Origin of the sequence: Methylomonas sp. TEB, from assembly GCF_047777895.1 — a bacterium.
In the GTDB taxonomy this organism is placed as follows: Bacteria; Pseudomonadota; Gammaproteobacteria; order Methylococcales; family Methylomonadaceae; genus Methylomonas.
This window is the reverse complement of the sequence record NZ_CP180476.1, coordinates 1,794,222-1,810,273: the sequence shown is the minus strand read 5'-3', so window position 1 is coordinate 1,810,273 and position 16,052 is coordinate 1,794,222. Positions and strand designations below refer to the sequence as shown.

The following is a 16,052-nucleotide window of genomic DNA, read 5'->3' as shown; positions in this document are numbered from 1 at the left end:
TAACAGTCGATGAACCTGCGAGATTTAAGCTACCTAGTGGCCGTAGCGGAATTGAAGAACTTCAGCCAAGCGGCTGAGCATTGTTCGATTAGCCAGCCGACGTTGAGCACGCAGATCAAGAAACTTGAGGATTATTTAGGCGTGGATTTATTCCTGCGCGAAAAAAATGCGGTGGAAACCACCGACACTTGCCGGGAAATTTTACCGCTCGCCCGCCGTATACTTGACGATGCCCGCTCCATTCGCCAAATCGCCGCCCACGCCAGTGATCGGCACCGCAACATGTTGTCGTTGGGGGCTTTTCCTTCACTAGCAAGCTACGTATTGCCGGAATACGTCTTTCGCATCAAGCAGCATTACCCCGAGCTGAAACTGCAACTGGTCGAGGAAAAAACCAACGCGCTCGTCACCTTACTGCTCGACAAAAAGCTGGATGCTGCCTTGCTGGCCTTACCTGTCGAGCAGGCGAGTTTGGAATGTCGAACCCTATTCGAAGACCCTTTCACCCTGGCGGTGTGCGCCGATCACCCCCTTGCCGAGCAGGCAGAAATTGACCTGAACACGGTGGCCAAAGAAAATCTGCTGTTGCTGGACGAGGGCCATTGTTTGCGGGATCAGGCACTAAAATTATGCCATCCGTCGCGCTTTGTGGAGCACGACTTCCGGGCATCCAGCCTGGAAACCTTGCGTTTCATGGTCAAAAACGGCGTCGGCGTGACGTTGATGCCTTCGGTCGCTGTGCAGCCGGACGATCATGACATTCGTTATATCACCATCCGCCAGCGGCCCAGCCGGCAAATCGCGCTGGTCTGGATCAAAAATCATCCCCGTAGCGAACTCCTGGAAACGCTGGCCGGACTACTGGCTTACAAACCGCTGCCCTAAAGCTGCAAAAAGCCGAAGCCACGCTATCAGCCTGACCAAGGATGGCGACTTCCGCTGCCATTTGCAGTCATATTCTCAAATCATTTACCACAAACAAAACACCTCTATCGTCTTCCCCACCCCGTTGGCCCTGCCAATTGCTTCCCGACAAATTCCCAAACCACCCACAGCAAAATACTTTTGCTTGACATATAGATGATAATCATTATCATTTGTATCCGACAGTCATCTCTCGTGCTGTCATTGCCGCACCTGCACAGCCTCCTAAGTTATCCAGTGTGCGGCAATTTAACTTATAACTTATGCAACCCGAGGTCATCATGTTTGAAGACAACTCTATCGGCGCGCCGAGAAGCCGCGATGTGGCGCAAATTCATGCCGCGACCTGCGTGTTAATGACCCAATTCATCAACGGCCATCACAACCCCAAGTTGGCACATCTCATCGTGCAGCAATTGGGGCGCCTGCTAAGCCACCCGGAACTGGCACATAGCGCCTCCAGCCGCGATATGTACCTGCAATTGCTGGAACACTGGCAAACCGTTACCAACCTGTTATTAGAGCGAAAAGCGGCTCGCCAGCAACCGGCAACAGCGCATTGAGCGGGTTTGGCATTTATTCGTCACCATTTTTAGTCCTATGAAAAATCCGTCCAACCCAGTGCGACTTAGTCCGTCAACCGCCGACACGCCGCCGGAAATACCGCCAGCCAGGCAGCGGGTGAATAGCCGTTTATTGTTCGGCAACCAAAACGAAATTGTCATCGAACATCAAGGCGACGAGTACCGCCTGCGCATTACCAGCAACGGTAAATTGATTTTGACCAAATAAACCGCAACACCCGACAACACCAGCCAGCCAGCCCCAGGGTAGCCAGCCAATCGTTTTCAGCTCAGTTAATCGAGAGGCCTGTATGTTACCGACCGCCAGTTTCCGCCAGCTTGCCTGCCTGGCCCCCATGCGCCTCGTAGCCAGCGAAGGGCCATATAGATCGATAGCCACAATCCAAAAAGCCGAATATAACGAACGCGGCCTGGGCTTGCTCATCGCGCTCGGCCTGCATTTAGCGTGGTTCGGACTGATGCCGAACAGCGAGAAACCGCAGCCCGTCACCCCGCCGCAACCCATCATGGTGCAGTGGATCGGCGACGCGCAAACTCAGCAAGCCCCCGCCAAACCGCCGGTACAGCAAGCCCAGCAACCGGTTGAAAAAGCCGTCAGCAAACCGAAAACACCACCCAAACCGGTTAAAAAACCAAGCCTGCTGTCAACCGCCAGCAATGCGCCGGCAGCAATCGCGACACCCGAGCCGACGCCGGAGCCGCCGCGTGCCGAACCCGCACCTGCGGCTACTACGGCACCCCCTGCCCCGTCACCCAGTTCAGCCAGCACCAGCGAGGCCGCATCGGTGCCGATGACCTTGCCCAACCTGAATGCCGACTACTTAAACAACCCGGCCCCAGCCTATCCCAGCGCATCGCGGCAACTCGGCGAGCAAGGCAAGGTGTTGTTGCGGGTACTGGTCAATACCGACGGCGCGGTCGAACAAGTCACGCTACGTAAATCAAGCGGCTACGAGCGCCTGGATCAAGCCGCCCAGGAAACCGTCCAAAAATGGCGTTTCGTCCCCGCCCGCCGCGGCGAACAGGTGGTTTCCGCCTGGGTCGTGGTTCCCGTTTCATTCTCTCTCGAAGGATAAATCATGGCACTCAATCAAAGTCTCTACCATTTCCTGGCGCAAACCGACAGTGTCGGCGCCTTCCTGTTCAGCTTGCTGATCATCATGTCGGTGGCCAGCTGGTATTTCATCGTCGTCAAGGCCTGGAACGCCATCCAGGTCCGCCGTCGCGCCGAGCTGTTTTTACAAAAATTTTGGGCCAGCGATACGCTGAGCGAGGTAGCTGGACACCTACCCGATGGCTCCCAAACCGACCCTTTCTCGAATCTGACCCGCCACGCCTTAGCCGCCTCGCAACATCATGCCCGCCACGGTAGCCATGGTCTGCAACAGGCCGGCTCGACTGCCGAGTTTCTGACCCGCTCGATGCGCAGGGTCATCGACGAGGAAACCGCGCAACTGGAGTGGGGCTTGACCGCGCTGGCTTCCATCGCCAGCACCGCGCCCTTTATCGGCTTGTTCGGCACGGTCTGGGGGGTTTACCACGCCCTGGTCAATATTGGTCAAGGCGGATTGGGCGGTTTGGATCAAATCGCCGGACCGGTCGGCGAAGCGTTGATCATGACCGGTTTGGGTTTGGCGGTCGCAATTCCGACGGTACTGGCCTATAACGATTGCGTGCGCAGCAATCGCTTGTTGTTAGCCCGCTTGGACGGCTTCGCCCACGATTTGTTTGCGTTCCTGACCACCGGCGCCACCATCGCCAGCGCGCCAGCCGCCGCAATCGCCGGCGTCGAACTTGCCTACGCCAACGGAGAACACTAATGGCATTCGGCGGCTTCGATCAAAACAAGGCCGGTGGCCACACCGTCGCCGAAATCAACATGATTCCGTTAATCGACGTAATGCTGGTACTGCTGGTGATCTTCATGATCACCGCCCCGCTGATGACCCATGCGGTGAAAATCGACCTACCCAAGGCCAGCAGCGTACCGCAACAACCCAGCGACGACCCGGTGGCGCTGTCGGTAGATGGCGAGGGGAAATTATTCTGGAATCAGGAACAAATCGATCATACCGTCTTGAATCAACGCCTGGCGGACATAGCCCAATCACCGCAGCAGCCGGAACTGCATATCCGCGCCGATCAAAACGTGCCGTACCACTTCGTCGCCGAAACACTGGCGGATGCGGCCAAGGCCGGGGTCAGTAAAATCGGTTTCGTCTCCGAGCCTGAAAAAAAGTGATGTAAGCAAGTCTTGGTTTTCCCGCCGACAGCGGCAAGCCAAAACCAAACTCGGGAAAAATATCGGCCGGTTTCGGGGTGTCTGACGTAGGCAAGGCAAGGATTGCCGATTTGTAATGGCGAACAAAGCGCGGGAGGCCTAGCCGTCAGACACCCCGAAACCGGCCGTAAATAGCCCGTTAAATTTAAGAACCCTATCCGTAAAAGCGGCTTCAACCGCGATTACAAAACCAAACAAAACAGCCACCTAGCCATTCGCGCCAGGCAGCCAGCATTTGAGACTGCACTGCCTGTTGGAATCGCTATGCCTTTATCTTTAAGCGCTCGACCTTGGTCGGCCACGCCGCGCGCGGACTACTGTCCTTGCCTGTTGTGTGGCTCAGCCGGTCGTCGCTCCGTTTGTATCACATCGAAAATCAGCCCTTTCCGTCTGCTCGCCGGACCGATCATTTACGCACTGCTATTACTGATGAGCGCGATGCCCGTAAGCGCCGCCGACGATGCCACGCTAGGTAATATCGAGGAAACCGAGGACGTGGAACTGGCAATCGTTACGGTAAAAGCCAAAAACGGCAATCCTCCGGCAAAAGCCGTTCCCGGTACCGAGTCGGCAATTGATGCAGCAACCATCGAACAACGCATGGTCCGCAATATCAAGGATTTGATCCGCTACGAACCCGGCGTCAATGTCGGTAACGACCCGCAACGTTTCGGCGCCAGCGGCTTTACCATCCGCGGCCTGGGCGGCAACCGGGTGTTGATGCAAATCGACGGCGTGCGCCTGCCGGAAGCCTTTCGGATCGGCTCGTTTGCCAGCGCCAATCGTAATGCGGTGGACATGGATGCTTTAAAAGCCGTGGAAATCGTCCGTGGTTCGGGATCGGCGTATTACGGCGGCGATGCGATGGGCGGTACCGTCAACTTCGTCACCAAGGACCCGCGCGATTACTTGAACGTATTCGGCAAGGATTACTACACCGGCCTGAAACTGAATTACAACACTACCGACAACGGCTTCGTGCAAACCGCAACATTGGCGGGTGCCTGGGGCGGCTGGGAAAGCATGGCGCTATTCACTCACAACCAAAGCAACGAAACCGATAATAAAGGCACGGCGGATTTTGCCGACGGCCGCCGCACCACGCCCAGCCCGCAAGAAAACGGCGGCTACAACCTGCTAGCCAAGCTGCTGTACCGATTTAACGACGACAACGTGTTGCGCCTGACCGGCGAATGGCTGGACAGCCGAGCCGATATTGACGCTTTGTATCTGCGCGGTGCCGACATCAGCTTGCGCAACGTCAACAGCATGCTCACCACCGATACCCAATCGCGCTGGCGGCTGACACTGGATCACACCCTGAAGCATCTGGATACGCCGCTGTTCGACGCTGTGCTCTGGAAGTTTTACACGCAAAAATCCGCTACCGGGCAAGTCACTTTGCAAGATCGCACCGCCAACGTGGACGGCAACACCCTCACCGAGCGGATTTTCGATTTTGCCAACGACGACTTCGGCGGCGAACTGCAACTGGGAAAGAACTTTGTTTTAGGCGAGACCGCGCATGCACTGAAATACGGCGGCCAGATCAGTAAAAACGCCATAGTCCAACAACGCGACGGCAGCTACACCTGCGTCAGCGGCTCGGTTAACCCGCGCACCGGACGGCCCAATAACATTTGTCCCAAAGGCCGGATCAGCAAGACCGTGACGCCGGATGAGTTTCCGGTCCGCGACTTTCCGCTCTCCACCGTCACCAAGGCAGGCGCTTACCTCGAAGACCACATCGGCTTGTTCAACAAACGTATCGAGCTGATCCCCGGCGGCCGTTGGGAATATTTCCGCTTATTGCCCAAATCCGATTATTTATTCGAAAAAGCTTCGGCGGGCGCGGTTGCCGAAGGCGCCGATCCGGTTATGCCCATCATCATCGACGCCAACGCCTTTTTACCCAGATTCGGCGCCTTACTGCACCTCAACGAGATATTCACGGTGCACGGCCAGTATGCGCATGGCTTTCGCGGCCCCAACTTCAGCGAGAGCAATCTCGGTTTTACCAATATCACCGGCGGATACACCAACCTGCCCAATTACAACATTCAGCCGGAGACCAGCGTCGGCGCGGAAGTGGGTTTGCGCGGCCAGGGCGCTGCCGGGAGTTTCGACATAAGCCTGTTTCGTAACGATTACGACCACTTCATCTATAACGCGGTGATTTGCAACCCGGCGACCGCGGCCTGTCCGCCGTTGGGTTTTACCACCTATCAAAACATCAATAGCCCTGACCCGATCCGCATTCAGGGTATCGAAATTAAAAGCCGGTTTTATCTGGACTGGCTAAATCCCTATTTACAGGGCACCAGCCTGCTGTTCAGCGGTGCCTTTACTGAAGGCATGAATCTAAAAACCCAACGCAATGACGACGACGCCCTAAGACAAATCAGCCCTATGAAAGCCGTCGTCGGACTGCGCTACGACCAGTCCGGCGGCGAGTGGGGCACGGAATTGAACCTGACCCTGGTAGGTGCCAAGCGCGCCGCTACGGCGCCGGCTAACGCCCTATTTCTGCCCAGCGGTTACGGCGTCATCGATTTCAATGCCTACTACAACGCCAGCAAGCATCTCTCGTTCAATGTCGGGGTATTCAACCTGCTGGATAAGAAATACATCGACTGGGAAGACATCAACACCCGCGCCGGCGACCCGCATACCACGCTGGGCAATTTCGCCGACGCCCGCTACTGGGCCGACCGCTATTCGCGTCCCGGACGCAATCTCGGCGTCACGGTAAAACTGGCTTTTTGACGGAGAACAATCTGATGACCAAGGGCTACAGGGCCAAGAAAGAGGCCCGGAAAAAACTGGAAACGCTGTTCGACGAATTGCTGGAACACGAGGGTTTCGGCGAATTGCGGATGGAAATGCGCTTGTTAAAACGCGGGCAAAAGGAAGTGATCATCCATTGCGGCAAACAGTACCGCTACGTGCTGGACTTTCAGGTGCAAGGCACGCCGAACGGCAATCGCGATGGCAACGCACTTCCGGAATGCCGCGAGCCGCACTGAGTTTTAAATCTCCGCCACCGCAAAGGCCAAAGGCCTGCGCGGATAGCCGGCATGGGGCCGAAGCGGCGGACGCTATTTTAGACCAAAGCAACGGATCGTCTTCGCGGTGAAGAGATGCGTCAATTTATTTACATAGGAAATCAACCATGAAAACTGCACAAAAACTGACCTTAATCGCCGGCCTGTTAGCCGTTTCCGGCAGCGCTTCGGCTGACTTGACCAATGGCCCGGACCCTTACGCCGCCGGCTACGGCTTCGACACCCCAAGCGAAGCCGCCTGGGGCAACTGGAACCGGGGCGATGCCGGCACGCTGTATGCGGAATGGGACAGCTTCGTGGATAACTCTTATCCGGGCATCCGCACCGCAGCCCCGGATGTGGGCAGCGCCGGCACCACCGACGCCAATATCCGCTGGAACGCCGGCACATTCGCGGCCGGATCGGGCAATTTGTACAGCTTCAGCGTCGTCGAGAATTTCACGGCCTCACTGAGCGGTGCTACCGACAACCAACCCTTAAGAGCAGCGTTGCAATTCGAAACCTGGGGCGTGCAAATGGACTACACCAGCCTGTTACTGAATGGCGTAGCCCCAAGCTTTACGACACAAACTTTCTACGATGGCAACTACGAAAGCTCATTCGGCCCGGTCGAGCTAGTGCAATACCTGGCTTATTGGGATTTATCCGGACCGGCTAGCAATTATTTGTTCTCGTTTGGCAGCGCCGAACATAGCTTGAGTTTGGGTCAAGTGGCTATCGACATCGGTCCCGCCGCCGATCCGGTAACCAGTGTGCCGCTGCCCGCGGCGGTATGGCTGTTCGGCGCCGGCTTCATGGGCTTGCTGGGTTTAAATCGTAAAAAAGGCCTGGCGGCATAAGCGCCGGCCTGTAAACGCTTTGCAGCCAGGCCGAGGGCCCGGCTGCAAAGTCCATAAGGTGCGCTTCCCTGAACATTCGCAGCATATTCACTTAACGGAGCTCAGTGTAATGGCAAAATCCATGACTAAACAACCCTTATCGATTGCGGACACTTTAAAACAAGCGTGGCAAGACCTGCGCGCCGATCACCCGCATATGCGGATTCGCGATGCGGCGGCGACGTTGGGCGTCAGCGAAGCCGAACTGCTGGCAACCGACTGCGGCAATCGGGTCATCCGATTGCGGGCACACTGGCCCGCGCTGCTAAGCGCGGTCGGCACACTGGGGCCGGTGATGGCCTTGACCCGCAACGCTTTCGCGGTACAAGAAAGCACCGGGCTCTACGAGGATATACGCCCTTGCGGCGACGCCATTCTGATAGCCGGACACCATATCGCCTTGTGCCTATTGATCGGTATTTGGCATTCGGGTTTCGCCGTGACCGAGGACACCCATCTCGGCCCGCGCCACAGCCTGCAATTTTTCGACACGGGCGGCGAGGCCGTGCACAAAATCTATTTGACCGAACATGCCGATGCCGGCCTGTACCGGCGTTTGGTCGACATCTTTCGGGCCGACGATCAGTCGCCCAATCCGGTATTGCCCGCGCATGGCCCTAATCCGCCGCTTGGCGACCTTAAACAATGCGCGGAGTTGCCGGAATCCTGGCGGCGCCTGCTGCCGGCCGACACTTCCGAGGCTGCCGTCACCGGCCGGATCGGCATGCCGGCGCTACGCGCGTTCATGCAGCAACTGGCGGCACTGATGTTGCCGATACAAGTGCTGGTCGGCAATCCCGGCGCCCTGCAACTGCACGACGGCCCTATTCAAAACCTGAAGATTACCGGACCATGGTTCAATATCCTGGATCAGCGTTTTAATCTGCACCTCAACGAAATGGCCGTGGCCGGCGCGGACATCGTCCAACTTAGGTACCGGCAACACGCATTAACCGGCCTGCTGGTGCGCGGCCAAAACCGGCAGACCATCGCCTCCGTCTTCGGCGGTTACGACGACACCATCGGCGAAAACGGTTTTTGGCGCGACTTGCTCCTAGCCTCGGCGCTTGCAGGAGGTTCCTAGCCTTTTGCGTCGATACCCAACCCCATAAACCGATACTTTTATCGATAACGCCATATCAGGAAACCCGCATGAACCAGAAAACCATCGATCTCGAACAAGTCAGAGCAGCCTATACCGCGCTGCCGCAAACATTTTCCTCCGCGCTAATGGCCACGGTCAGCGCTTCCGGGGAGCCCGAAGCCAGTTACGCCGCCTACGTGAGGCACGACGGTCATTATTACGTGTATGTCAGCGAACTGTCGGCGCACACCCAAAACCTGTTGCACAACGGCCGGGTTTGTCTGTTGTTCGTCGAGGACGAAGACAAAGCCGCGCATTTGTTCGCCCGGCAACGGGTTACCTATCACTGCTCGGCCGGCGAAATCGACCGCGAGTCCGAAGCTTTCACCTACATCATGGGCTTATTCGAGGAAAAATTCGGCGCGTTCATAAAACAGCTACAAAAAATGCAGGACTTTCATCTGTTTCGCATCCGTCCGCAACGCGGCAGTTTCGTGCAAGGTTTTGCCAAGGCATTTTCGATAGAAGGCGACGATTTGGGGCAAATCCGCCACGTCAATGACGTCGGGCATAAACAGCGGAAGGCCGAAGCGGAAGCCGATGCCCCGGCTTAATTGCAAAACCAGGTAATGCGCGGAGGCTAGGCATTCGGTAGGGATGCACTTGGTCGCGATTAGCGCCGACTTTTGATTTGTAGAGATCATCTAAAACCCGAACATGAAACAGACCACATCCCTAAGCCATAAACTTGCGCGAGCCGCATGTGCGGCCTTCCTCTGGCTAACCGCCGCCGCGCCGGCCCATGCCGCCGGTCCGAGCCGCATCGTCTCGGTCGGCGGCGCGTTGACCGAAATCGTCTATGCGCTAGGCGGCGCCGAGCGCCTGGTCGGCGTCGATAGCACCAGCCTGATGCCGGCCGAGGCTAAAGCCCTGCCGCAAGTCGGCTACATGCGCACGCTGTCGGCCGAAGGCGTGCTGTCGCTGCGTCCCGACCTGCTGCTGGCCAGCGCCCACGCCGGGCCGCCGGCGGTGCTGGAACAATTGCGCGCGGCCGGCGTGCAAATTCAAACGCTGGCCGAGGACTATTCCGCCGCCGGCATCGCCGCCAAAATCGGCGCGATTGCCGGTTTGCTGGATAAAGCCGAGCAAGGCCGGGCACTGGCCGGCCAAGTGCAAGCCGATTTCGACCGGTTGGCGCAGTGGCGCGCGCAAAGCCGTGAACAGCCCAAGGTGCTGTTTTTGATGGCGGTCGCCCACGGCGCGCCGTTGGCATCCGGCCGCGGCACCGCCGCCGACGCAGTATTAACCCTGGCCGGCGCCGCGAACGCCGCCGGCGAGCTGCAAGGCAACAAACCGATAGGCACGGAGGCGATGGTCGCCGCCGCGCCGGACGTGATTTTGTTGACCGACGTCGCCGCCAACGCCATCGGCGGCCTGGAAGCGTTCTACCGGCAACCCGGCATCGCCCAAACCCCAGCCGGCCGGCAGCGTAAAGTCTTCGTGGTCGATACCCTGGCCTTGCTCGGCTTTGGCTTGCACAGCGGCCAGGCCGTGCTGGAACTGGCCAAACGACTGCACGACGAACCGGCAGTAGCCGCCGACGCGGGGGCCGGCCGATGACTATGCATGCCGCGATGGCGGCGGCCGGACCGCGTCTTTGGTTGAAACCGGCCTTGAGCCGCGCCGGCCTGTGCTGGTTGCTGGCACTGCTGCTGGCCGTCGCCGCCTTGGCCGCGCTGGGCAGCGGCGCAGTCGCAATCTCGGCCGGCCAGGCCGCGGCCATCGTCGCCGACCGCTTCGGTATCGCCCTGCCCTGGCCGTTCGGCGCGGACCAGCAAGCGGTGCTGCTGGCGATTCGCGCGCCGCGCCTGGTGTTGGGTTTGCTGGTCGGCGGCGCCTTGGCTGCATCCGGCGCGGCGATGCAGGGCTTGTTCCGCAATCCGCTGGCCGATCCGGCCTTGATCGGCGTTTCCAGCGGCGCCGCGCTGGCCGCGGTGGCGGTCATTGTTTTGCGCGACAGCCTGTTTGGCGCTGTGGCCGGCGCATTCGGCGCCTATTTATTACCGGTCGCGGCCATCACCGGCGGTTTTGGGGTCAGTTGGCTGGTGTACCGGCTGGCCGACAGCGGCGACCGGCTGGACGTGGCCTCGCTGTTGTTGTCCGGCATCGCCATCAACGCGCTGGCCGGCTCGGCCACCGGCTTGCTGGTATATCTGGCCGACGACGACCAGTTGCGCAGCTTGACCTTCTGGAGTTTGGGCAGCCTGAACGGCGCCGGTTGGGACGGCGTCGCCATCGGCGCACCGTTTTTACTGGCCAATCTGCTGCTGTTGCCGTGGCTGGCCGATGCCTTGAACGCCTTGTTGCTCGGCGAAGCCGAAGCCGGCCATCTGGGCTTTCCGGTCGAACGCATCAAAACCGGCGTGGTGGCCTTGGTCGCGCTCGGCGTCGGCGCGGCGGTGGCCTTGTCCGGCGTGATCGGCTTCGTCGGCCTGGTGGTGCCTCATCTATTGCGGCTGGCGTTGGGGCCGGACCACCGCTGGCTGTTGCCGGCGTCGGCGCTGCTCGGCGCCTTGCTGTTGATCTGTGCCGATTATCTGGCCCGCAGTTTGGCGGCGCCGGCCGAAATCCCGATCGGCATCGTCACCGGCCTGCTGGGCAGTCCGTTCTTTCTGTGGCTGCTGTTCCGGCAAAAGTTGATGGGCCATTGACATGCTGCAAGCCATCGACCTGACCCTGCGCGCCGGCGCGAAAACCTTGCTGGATGGCGTGACGCTGGCACTGCGCCCCGGCGAGGTGTTGGCCGTGGCCGGCCCGAACGGCGCCGGTAAATCCAGCCTGCTGCGGGCCATGAGCGGCGAATTGGCGCCGCTCGCCGGCCAAGTGACGATGAACGGCCGGCCGCTGGCGGAATGGCCGCCGCAACAGGCGGCCTTGCTGCGCGGGGTGTTGCCGCAAAGTTCCGGACTGGCGTTTCGTTTTACGGTGCGCGACGTGGCCCTGATGGGCCGCAGCCCGCAGCGCAAAACCCACAGTGCTGCGCAAAACCGGGCCATCGCCGAACAGGCGCTGGCGATGACCGATACCGGCCATCTGGCCGAACGCATCTACACCACGCTGTCCGGCGGCGAACGCCAACGGGTGCAACTGGCGCGGGTGCTGGCGCAAATCTGGGAACCGCAAGACCCACTACACCGCTATCTGTTGCTGGACGAACCGACCTCGGCTCTGGACCTGGCCCACCAGCACGCGGTGCTGGCCATCGCCCGCCGCTTCGCCGACGAACAACAGGCCGGGGTGTTGGCGGTCTTGCACGACCTGAATCTGGCCGCGCTTTACGCCGACCGCATCGCCCTGCTGCACCAAGGCCGGCTCGCCGCCATCGGCACGCCCGCGCAAATCCTGAACAGCGAGCTGATCCGGCAAGTATTCGCTTACCCGGTCAGCATCAGTAGTCATCCGCAAATCCCGAACGCGCCGCTGGTGATTCCGCGGCGGCAAGTGGCGCCGGGCTTGTCGGGATAATGAGGTCTGCGGTAATCCCGGATTGTTAACCGATTTAGCGTGTTCGGAGGAATACGTTAACAACGCCGCCAGGGATGGCGGCACCTTACGATTCAATGCCACAGATTTTCCGGCATGGCGATGGTGTTATTGGGAGTAAAATCGAATAAACTGGAAGAGGAAACTGGCCCAGTTGCAATCGGTCGATCCAGTGATTCAAAAACTCCTATTGCTCCGTTACCTGTCGTTGGTTTTGATTTCCGAATGATATACAGACAGAAAAATGTCATGCCGACCAATCAGTAATTGCAAAATTAAGGATTAACTTGCTGATATACGGAAACTGTTTGATTACTACTTAGGCGTCATACCAGAGGCCGCATCATGCCACCCGGACTTACTCCATCAGAACAGTTGGTGAACAAACTCGGCGCAATTAGCTTCCTGCGCCTTTGGACCCACCCAAACCCCGTTGGCAAAGGCGGAAAGGAACTATGTGATTGTTTGGTGGTCTGCGGACCCCACATTATCATATTCTCAGTCAAAGAGATTGAGTACCGAGATACCGGTGACGCTGTTGGCTGGGAACGATGGCAAAAGTCCGCAATTGAAAAGTCAGTGAAGCAGATTTGGGGCGCGGAACGTTGGCTGCAGGTTGCCGACGGCCTGATTCGAAGCGATGGGCGAGAGATCACGCTCCCGCCAAAGAAGGATCGTCGGTTCCATCGGATCACGGTTTCACTGGGAGGGCGGGGCAAAGTCCCACTGAAATGGGGAGATCTTGGGCACGGGTTTGTGCACTTGCTTGACGAGTACAGCTTGGAAGCAACATTCAACGAACTCACTACAGTCACAGACTTTGTCCGTTACCTATCCGCCGCCGAGAGCCTCTTCGAGCGCGGCGCGACGCCTGTCTTCATGGGTGCCGGTGCTGAGGACTTGCTAGCGCTCTATGTCCAGAACGGACCTGACTTTGGACTGTTTGATCCAGATACCGGACAACCAGCTCTTGCGTTTATTCACGAGGGTGTCTGGTTAGCCCTGACCAAAAGCGCCGACTATCTCGCGCGGAACAGGGACTTAGCGTCGTCATATGCCTGGGACAACCTGATCGAGAGCTTTGCTCAGGACTTACTCACCGACGGCATGTTTGACATGTTCCGAAAGGAAGTAACCCAGAACGAGTTGGCGCTCGTCGCAATGGCGCTGCAGCCCCGATGTCACCGAGCGAATCTTGCAGATGCCTTCTTGGAATTTCTTCGCCCCATTAATGCGCGAATAGCCGCACGCCTCATAGTCGCAGACAACGACACTGCGTTCGTCTTCACCACTGGCGACTCGGCGGAACGGGAATTCCGTGGGCGAGAACTGATGCTGCGCTGCCTCGTCGTGAGGGGTCGCTGTAAATCCGTCAAGACTGTAATCGGCATCGCCACGGACCGGCCCAAGAAGGGCAGGCAAGGCCACTCGTCAGACATCGTTTACCTGCACATTCCACACTGGGATCCCGCCGAAACTAAGAAAATCGATGACATTCAGGCTGAACTTGGCTACTTCAAGAATATCAAGTGGCCAGCATAGTCTGGTGGGCAATTTTGCCCACCCTACCTCTGCTCGCAACATCCGCTGGCGTAGGCTGCCGGTGAGCTTGCGAACCGCACCGTTCGCGAAACGGTAGAATTTACTCCTTGCGGTTCGTTACCTCACCGCTAGCCGCGAACCTCCTATCTTTTCACAGCCGGCCCGCCGCATACGCCGCCGAAACCGACAGCGACACGACGCTGCCAACCGTCGAAGTTAAAGCGCAAGCCGCAGGCGATCAGCGTGATCGACCATGCCTAATTCACGGCCCGCCCGCGCAGAACGCTAAACGGGCGGCCGCTTATATCCCAGGCTTGCTAGCCGACATTGTCGATTAAATGTCTGCGACGAATGTTTAAATCTGCTCGGCTTCCATAGACAGTTCGAGACGGGCAAATACAAGATTGGTTATTCAGTCGAAGCCTTGGCTGCTGCAAAACTAAGCAAACAAGACCTACCGCATAATATGAGTTGACAGCGAGCAAGAACTTCCTTAAAGTCCACTCAGCCTTCGCGCAGAAGGCGTATTGCCAGCCATGTCTCCTGACTAGCCAGCCCTCACGGTGCTAATCAATTCATCCAGGGGACCTTATGACCAAATCATTTTTCGCTAGCCGCCATTTCGTTTACGGCTTTCTCACTACAGCCGAAAGCGCCATCGAACAGCTGATTTTTAGCTCTTCGTTATTAACCCAGCCCTTAAACACCGTTAGCCTCCATGCCCTTGAGGGTACTGAAGGGCCAACCAACTCAGGCTTCGGCCCGCTCAGCCCGAACCGGGCACCAAGGATAAATAGGACCGGGTTAATAGCCTAAGCGGCCCAAAAACGCTTCGCTGTCAAACATCGAAATCCGATAGGCAGGACGCATGTTCTCGACGAATCTTTATCGCGCAGAAGCCATGGCAGCGCAGACCGGACGCTTGGAAGGCGACATCCTGCTGGCAAGGTCTTGGTCGTCGTGGCTGGTATTCGCGATTGTATTAACGCTGGTCGCCGCAACCGTTTTATTTATCAGCTTTGCGTCCTACACCAAACGAACCATCGCTATCGGCATGTTGGTCCCAAATGGCGGCGCGATTATTATTGCCACGCCGGCGCCTGGGCTTATTTCGGCCGTTCATGTTGAGGAAGGTCAAACGGTTCATGCCGGAGACACCTTATTTACGTTAAGAGACGAACGCCATCTTTCTTCATTCACAAACCGGTCGGACGCCAGCGGAGCCCGATACGCCGATCAACTTGAAGCGGCACTGCGCGCGGAAGAGGAAGCCAATCTCCGGGAAAAGCGCCAATTAAGCACCCTGCAAGACAAAAATAATTCGGCACTATCCAGACAGTTGGCGGCAATACAAGTATCGATTGCCGACGCCAAGCAACAGATAACTCAGCATCAGGAAAGATTGCTCTTGGCGGAGCAGCGCCTGAATAAGCATCGCGGTCTGGCGACATCCGGCTTTATTGCGAAAGACAAATTAGACGAGGAGTTGGACAACCTGACGCTATTGCGTGCCCAAGCATCGGATTTAAAGCGGGATTACGACGAACTCGAGCGAAAAAAATTGGAGCTGGAGGACGAAAAACGCATCGCACCGGAAAAAACCCAAATCAGCATCGCCAATATCGACCAAGACTTAAGCATACTCCGCCAAAAAATCCAGGAAACCCATATTCAAAGCCAATTGGCTATCGTCGCCCCCATTGACGGCATGGTAACCGGTATTAGCGTGCACCCCGGCCAAATTTCGGATAAGGATGCTTTGGCAACCTTGCTTGGCGATGGCGCGGAACTGACCGCGCAATTGTACGTGACCACGCGCGGCATCGGCTTTGTCGAATCCGGCCAGAAAGTACGTTTGCGTTACCAAGCCTACCCCTATCAAAAGTTCGGCCAGTATTCTGGAACGGTCGCAACCGTCTCGAAAAATCCGGTTTCATCAAAGACCTTACCGAATTTATTCGCCAATTCCCCACCGGACGATTATTACCGCGTCACCGTAAAACTCGATTCGCAGTTTGCCTCGGTGTACGGCGAACCGAAACGGCTGGTATCCGGCATGATCGTGGAGGCGGACATCGAACAAGATACGCGGCGCTTAATCGAATGGATGATCGAACCGCTTTACGGATTAACCAAATATAACTAGGGAAC

The 16,052-nt window shown here is 57.8% G+C and carries 16 protein-coding genes; all 16 read left to right on the top strand.

Annotated features, from left to right (window positions below; all coding sequences use genetic code 11):
* Positions 1-9 precede the first annotated feature (9 nt).
* The 16 genes from ACMXD4_RS08195 to ACMXD4_RS08120 all read left to right on the top strand — a co-directional run bounded on the left by ACMXD4_RS08195 (position 10) and on the right by ACMXD4_RS08120 (position 16,047).
* Complete coding sequence (locus ACMXD4_RS08195) at positions 10-885, top strand: LysR substrate-binding domain-containing protein (RefSeq protein ID WP_415880436.1); 876 nt, start codon at positions 10-12, stop codon at positions 883-885.
* A 320-nt stretch (positions 886-1,205) separates the two neighbouring features.
* Positions 1,206-1,487, top strand: a complete 282-nt coding sequence (locus ACMXD4_RS08190; RefSeq protein WP_240618122.1) for a hypothetical protein — start codon at positions 1,206-1,208, stop codon at positions 1,485-1,487.
* 37 nt (positions 1,488-1,524) lie between these two features.
* Positions 1,525-1,716, top strand: coding sequence for a hemin uptake protein HemP (gene hemP / locus ACMXD4_RS08185; protein WP_415880435.1), 192 nt, complete (start codon positions 1,525-1,527; stop codon positions 1,714-1,716).
* A gap of 82 nt (positions 1,717-1,798) precedes the next feature.
* Complete coding sequence (locus tag ACMXD4_RS08180) at positions 1,799-2,584, top strand: energy transducer TonB (RefSeq protein ID WP_415880434.1); 786 nt, start codon at positions 1,799-1,801, stop codon at positions 2,582-2,584.
* Between the two features lie 3 nt (positions 2,585-2,587).
* On the top strand, positions 2,588-3,328 hold the full coding sequence (locus tag ACMXD4_RS08175; protein WP_415880433.1) for a MotA/TolQ/ExbB proton channel family protein: 741 nt from the start codon (positions 2,588-2,590) through the stop codon (positions 3,326-3,328).
* Complete coding sequence (locus ACMXD4_RS08170) at positions 3,328-3,750, top strand: ExbD/TolR family protein (protein ID WP_415880432.1); 423 nt, start codon at positions 3,328-3,330, stop codon at positions 3,748-3,750. Before ACMXD4_RS08175 ends, ACMXD4_RS08170 begins: the two co-directional genes overlap by 1 nt.
* A 468-nt stretch (positions 3,751-4,218) precedes the next feature.
* A complete protein-coding gene (locus tag ACMXD4_RS08165; RefSeq protein WP_415880431.1) occupies positions 4,219-6,555 on the top strand; it encodes a TonB-dependent hemoglobin/transferrin/lactoferrin family receptor in 2,337 nt (778 codons plus the stop codon).
* A gap of 14 nt (positions 6,556-6,569) precedes the next feature.
* The gene (locus ACMXD4_RS08160) at positions 6,570-6,815 is read left to right on the top strand and encodes a hypothetical protein (RefSeq protein WP_101055249.1); all 246 of its coding nucleotides are present in this window, start codon (positions 6,570-6,572) and stop codon (positions 6,813-6,815) included.
* Between the two features lie 146 nt (positions 6,816-6,961).
* The gene (locus tag ACMXD4_RS08155; RefSeq protein ID WP_415880430.1) at positions 6,962-7,693 is read left to right on the top strand and encodes a VPLPA-CTERM sorting domain-containing protein; all 732 of its coding nucleotides are present in this window, start codon (positions 6,962-6,964) and stop codon (positions 7,691-7,693) included.
* 121 nt (positions 7,694-7,814) lie between these two features.
* Positions 7,815-8,816: a ChuX/HutX family heme-like substrate-binding protein gene (locus tag ACMXD4_RS08150; RefSeq protein ID WP_415880429.1), complete on the top strand. Its 1,002-nt coding sequence runs from the start codon at positions 7,815-7,817 to the stop codon at positions 8,814-8,816.
* Positions 8,817-8,884: 68 nt separating this feature from the next.
* Positions 8,885-9,430, top strand: a complete 546-nt coding sequence (locus tag ACMXD4_RS08145; RefSeq protein WP_415880428.1) for a HugZ family protein — start codon at positions 8,885-8,887, stop codon at positions 9,428-9,430.
* A 103-nt stretch (positions 9,431-9,533) separates the two neighbouring features.
* Positions 9,534-10,436, top strand: a complete 903-nt coding sequence (locus ACMXD4_RS08140; RefSeq protein WP_415880427.1) for a heme/hemin ABC transporter substrate-binding protein — start codon at positions 9,534-9,536, stop codon at positions 10,434-10,436.
* Entirely contained in the window at positions 10,433-11,527 is a 1,095-nt protein-coding gene (locus ACMXD4_RS08135) for a FecCD family ABC transporter permease (RefSeq protein WP_415880426.1), read from the top strand. The genes ACMXD4_RS08140 and ACMXD4_RS08135 overlap by 4 nt, the downstream gene beginning before the upstream one ends.
* Before the next feature lies 1 nt (position 11,528).
* The gene (locus ACMXD4_RS08130; protein ID WP_415880425.1) at positions 11,529-12,341 is read left to right on the top strand and encodes a heme ABC transporter ATP-binding protein; all 813 of its coding nucleotides are present in this window, start codon (positions 11,529-11,531) and stop codon (positions 12,339-12,341) included.
* Between the two features lie 363 nt (positions 12,342-12,704).
* Positions 12,705-13,901 (top strand): hypothetical protein, encoded by a 1,197-nt coding sequence (locus tag ACMXD4_RS08125; RefSeq protein ID WP_415880424.1) that lies wholly within the window; start codon positions 12,705-12,707, stop codon positions 13,899-13,901.
* Between the two features lie 868 nt (positions 13,902-14,769).
* Positions 14,770-16,047, top strand: coding sequence for an HlyD family secretion protein (locus ACMXD4_RS08120; protein ID WP_415880423.1), 1,278 nt, complete (start codon positions 14,770-14,772; stop codon positions 16,045-16,047).
* Positions 16,048-16,052: the final 5 nt, after the last annotated feature.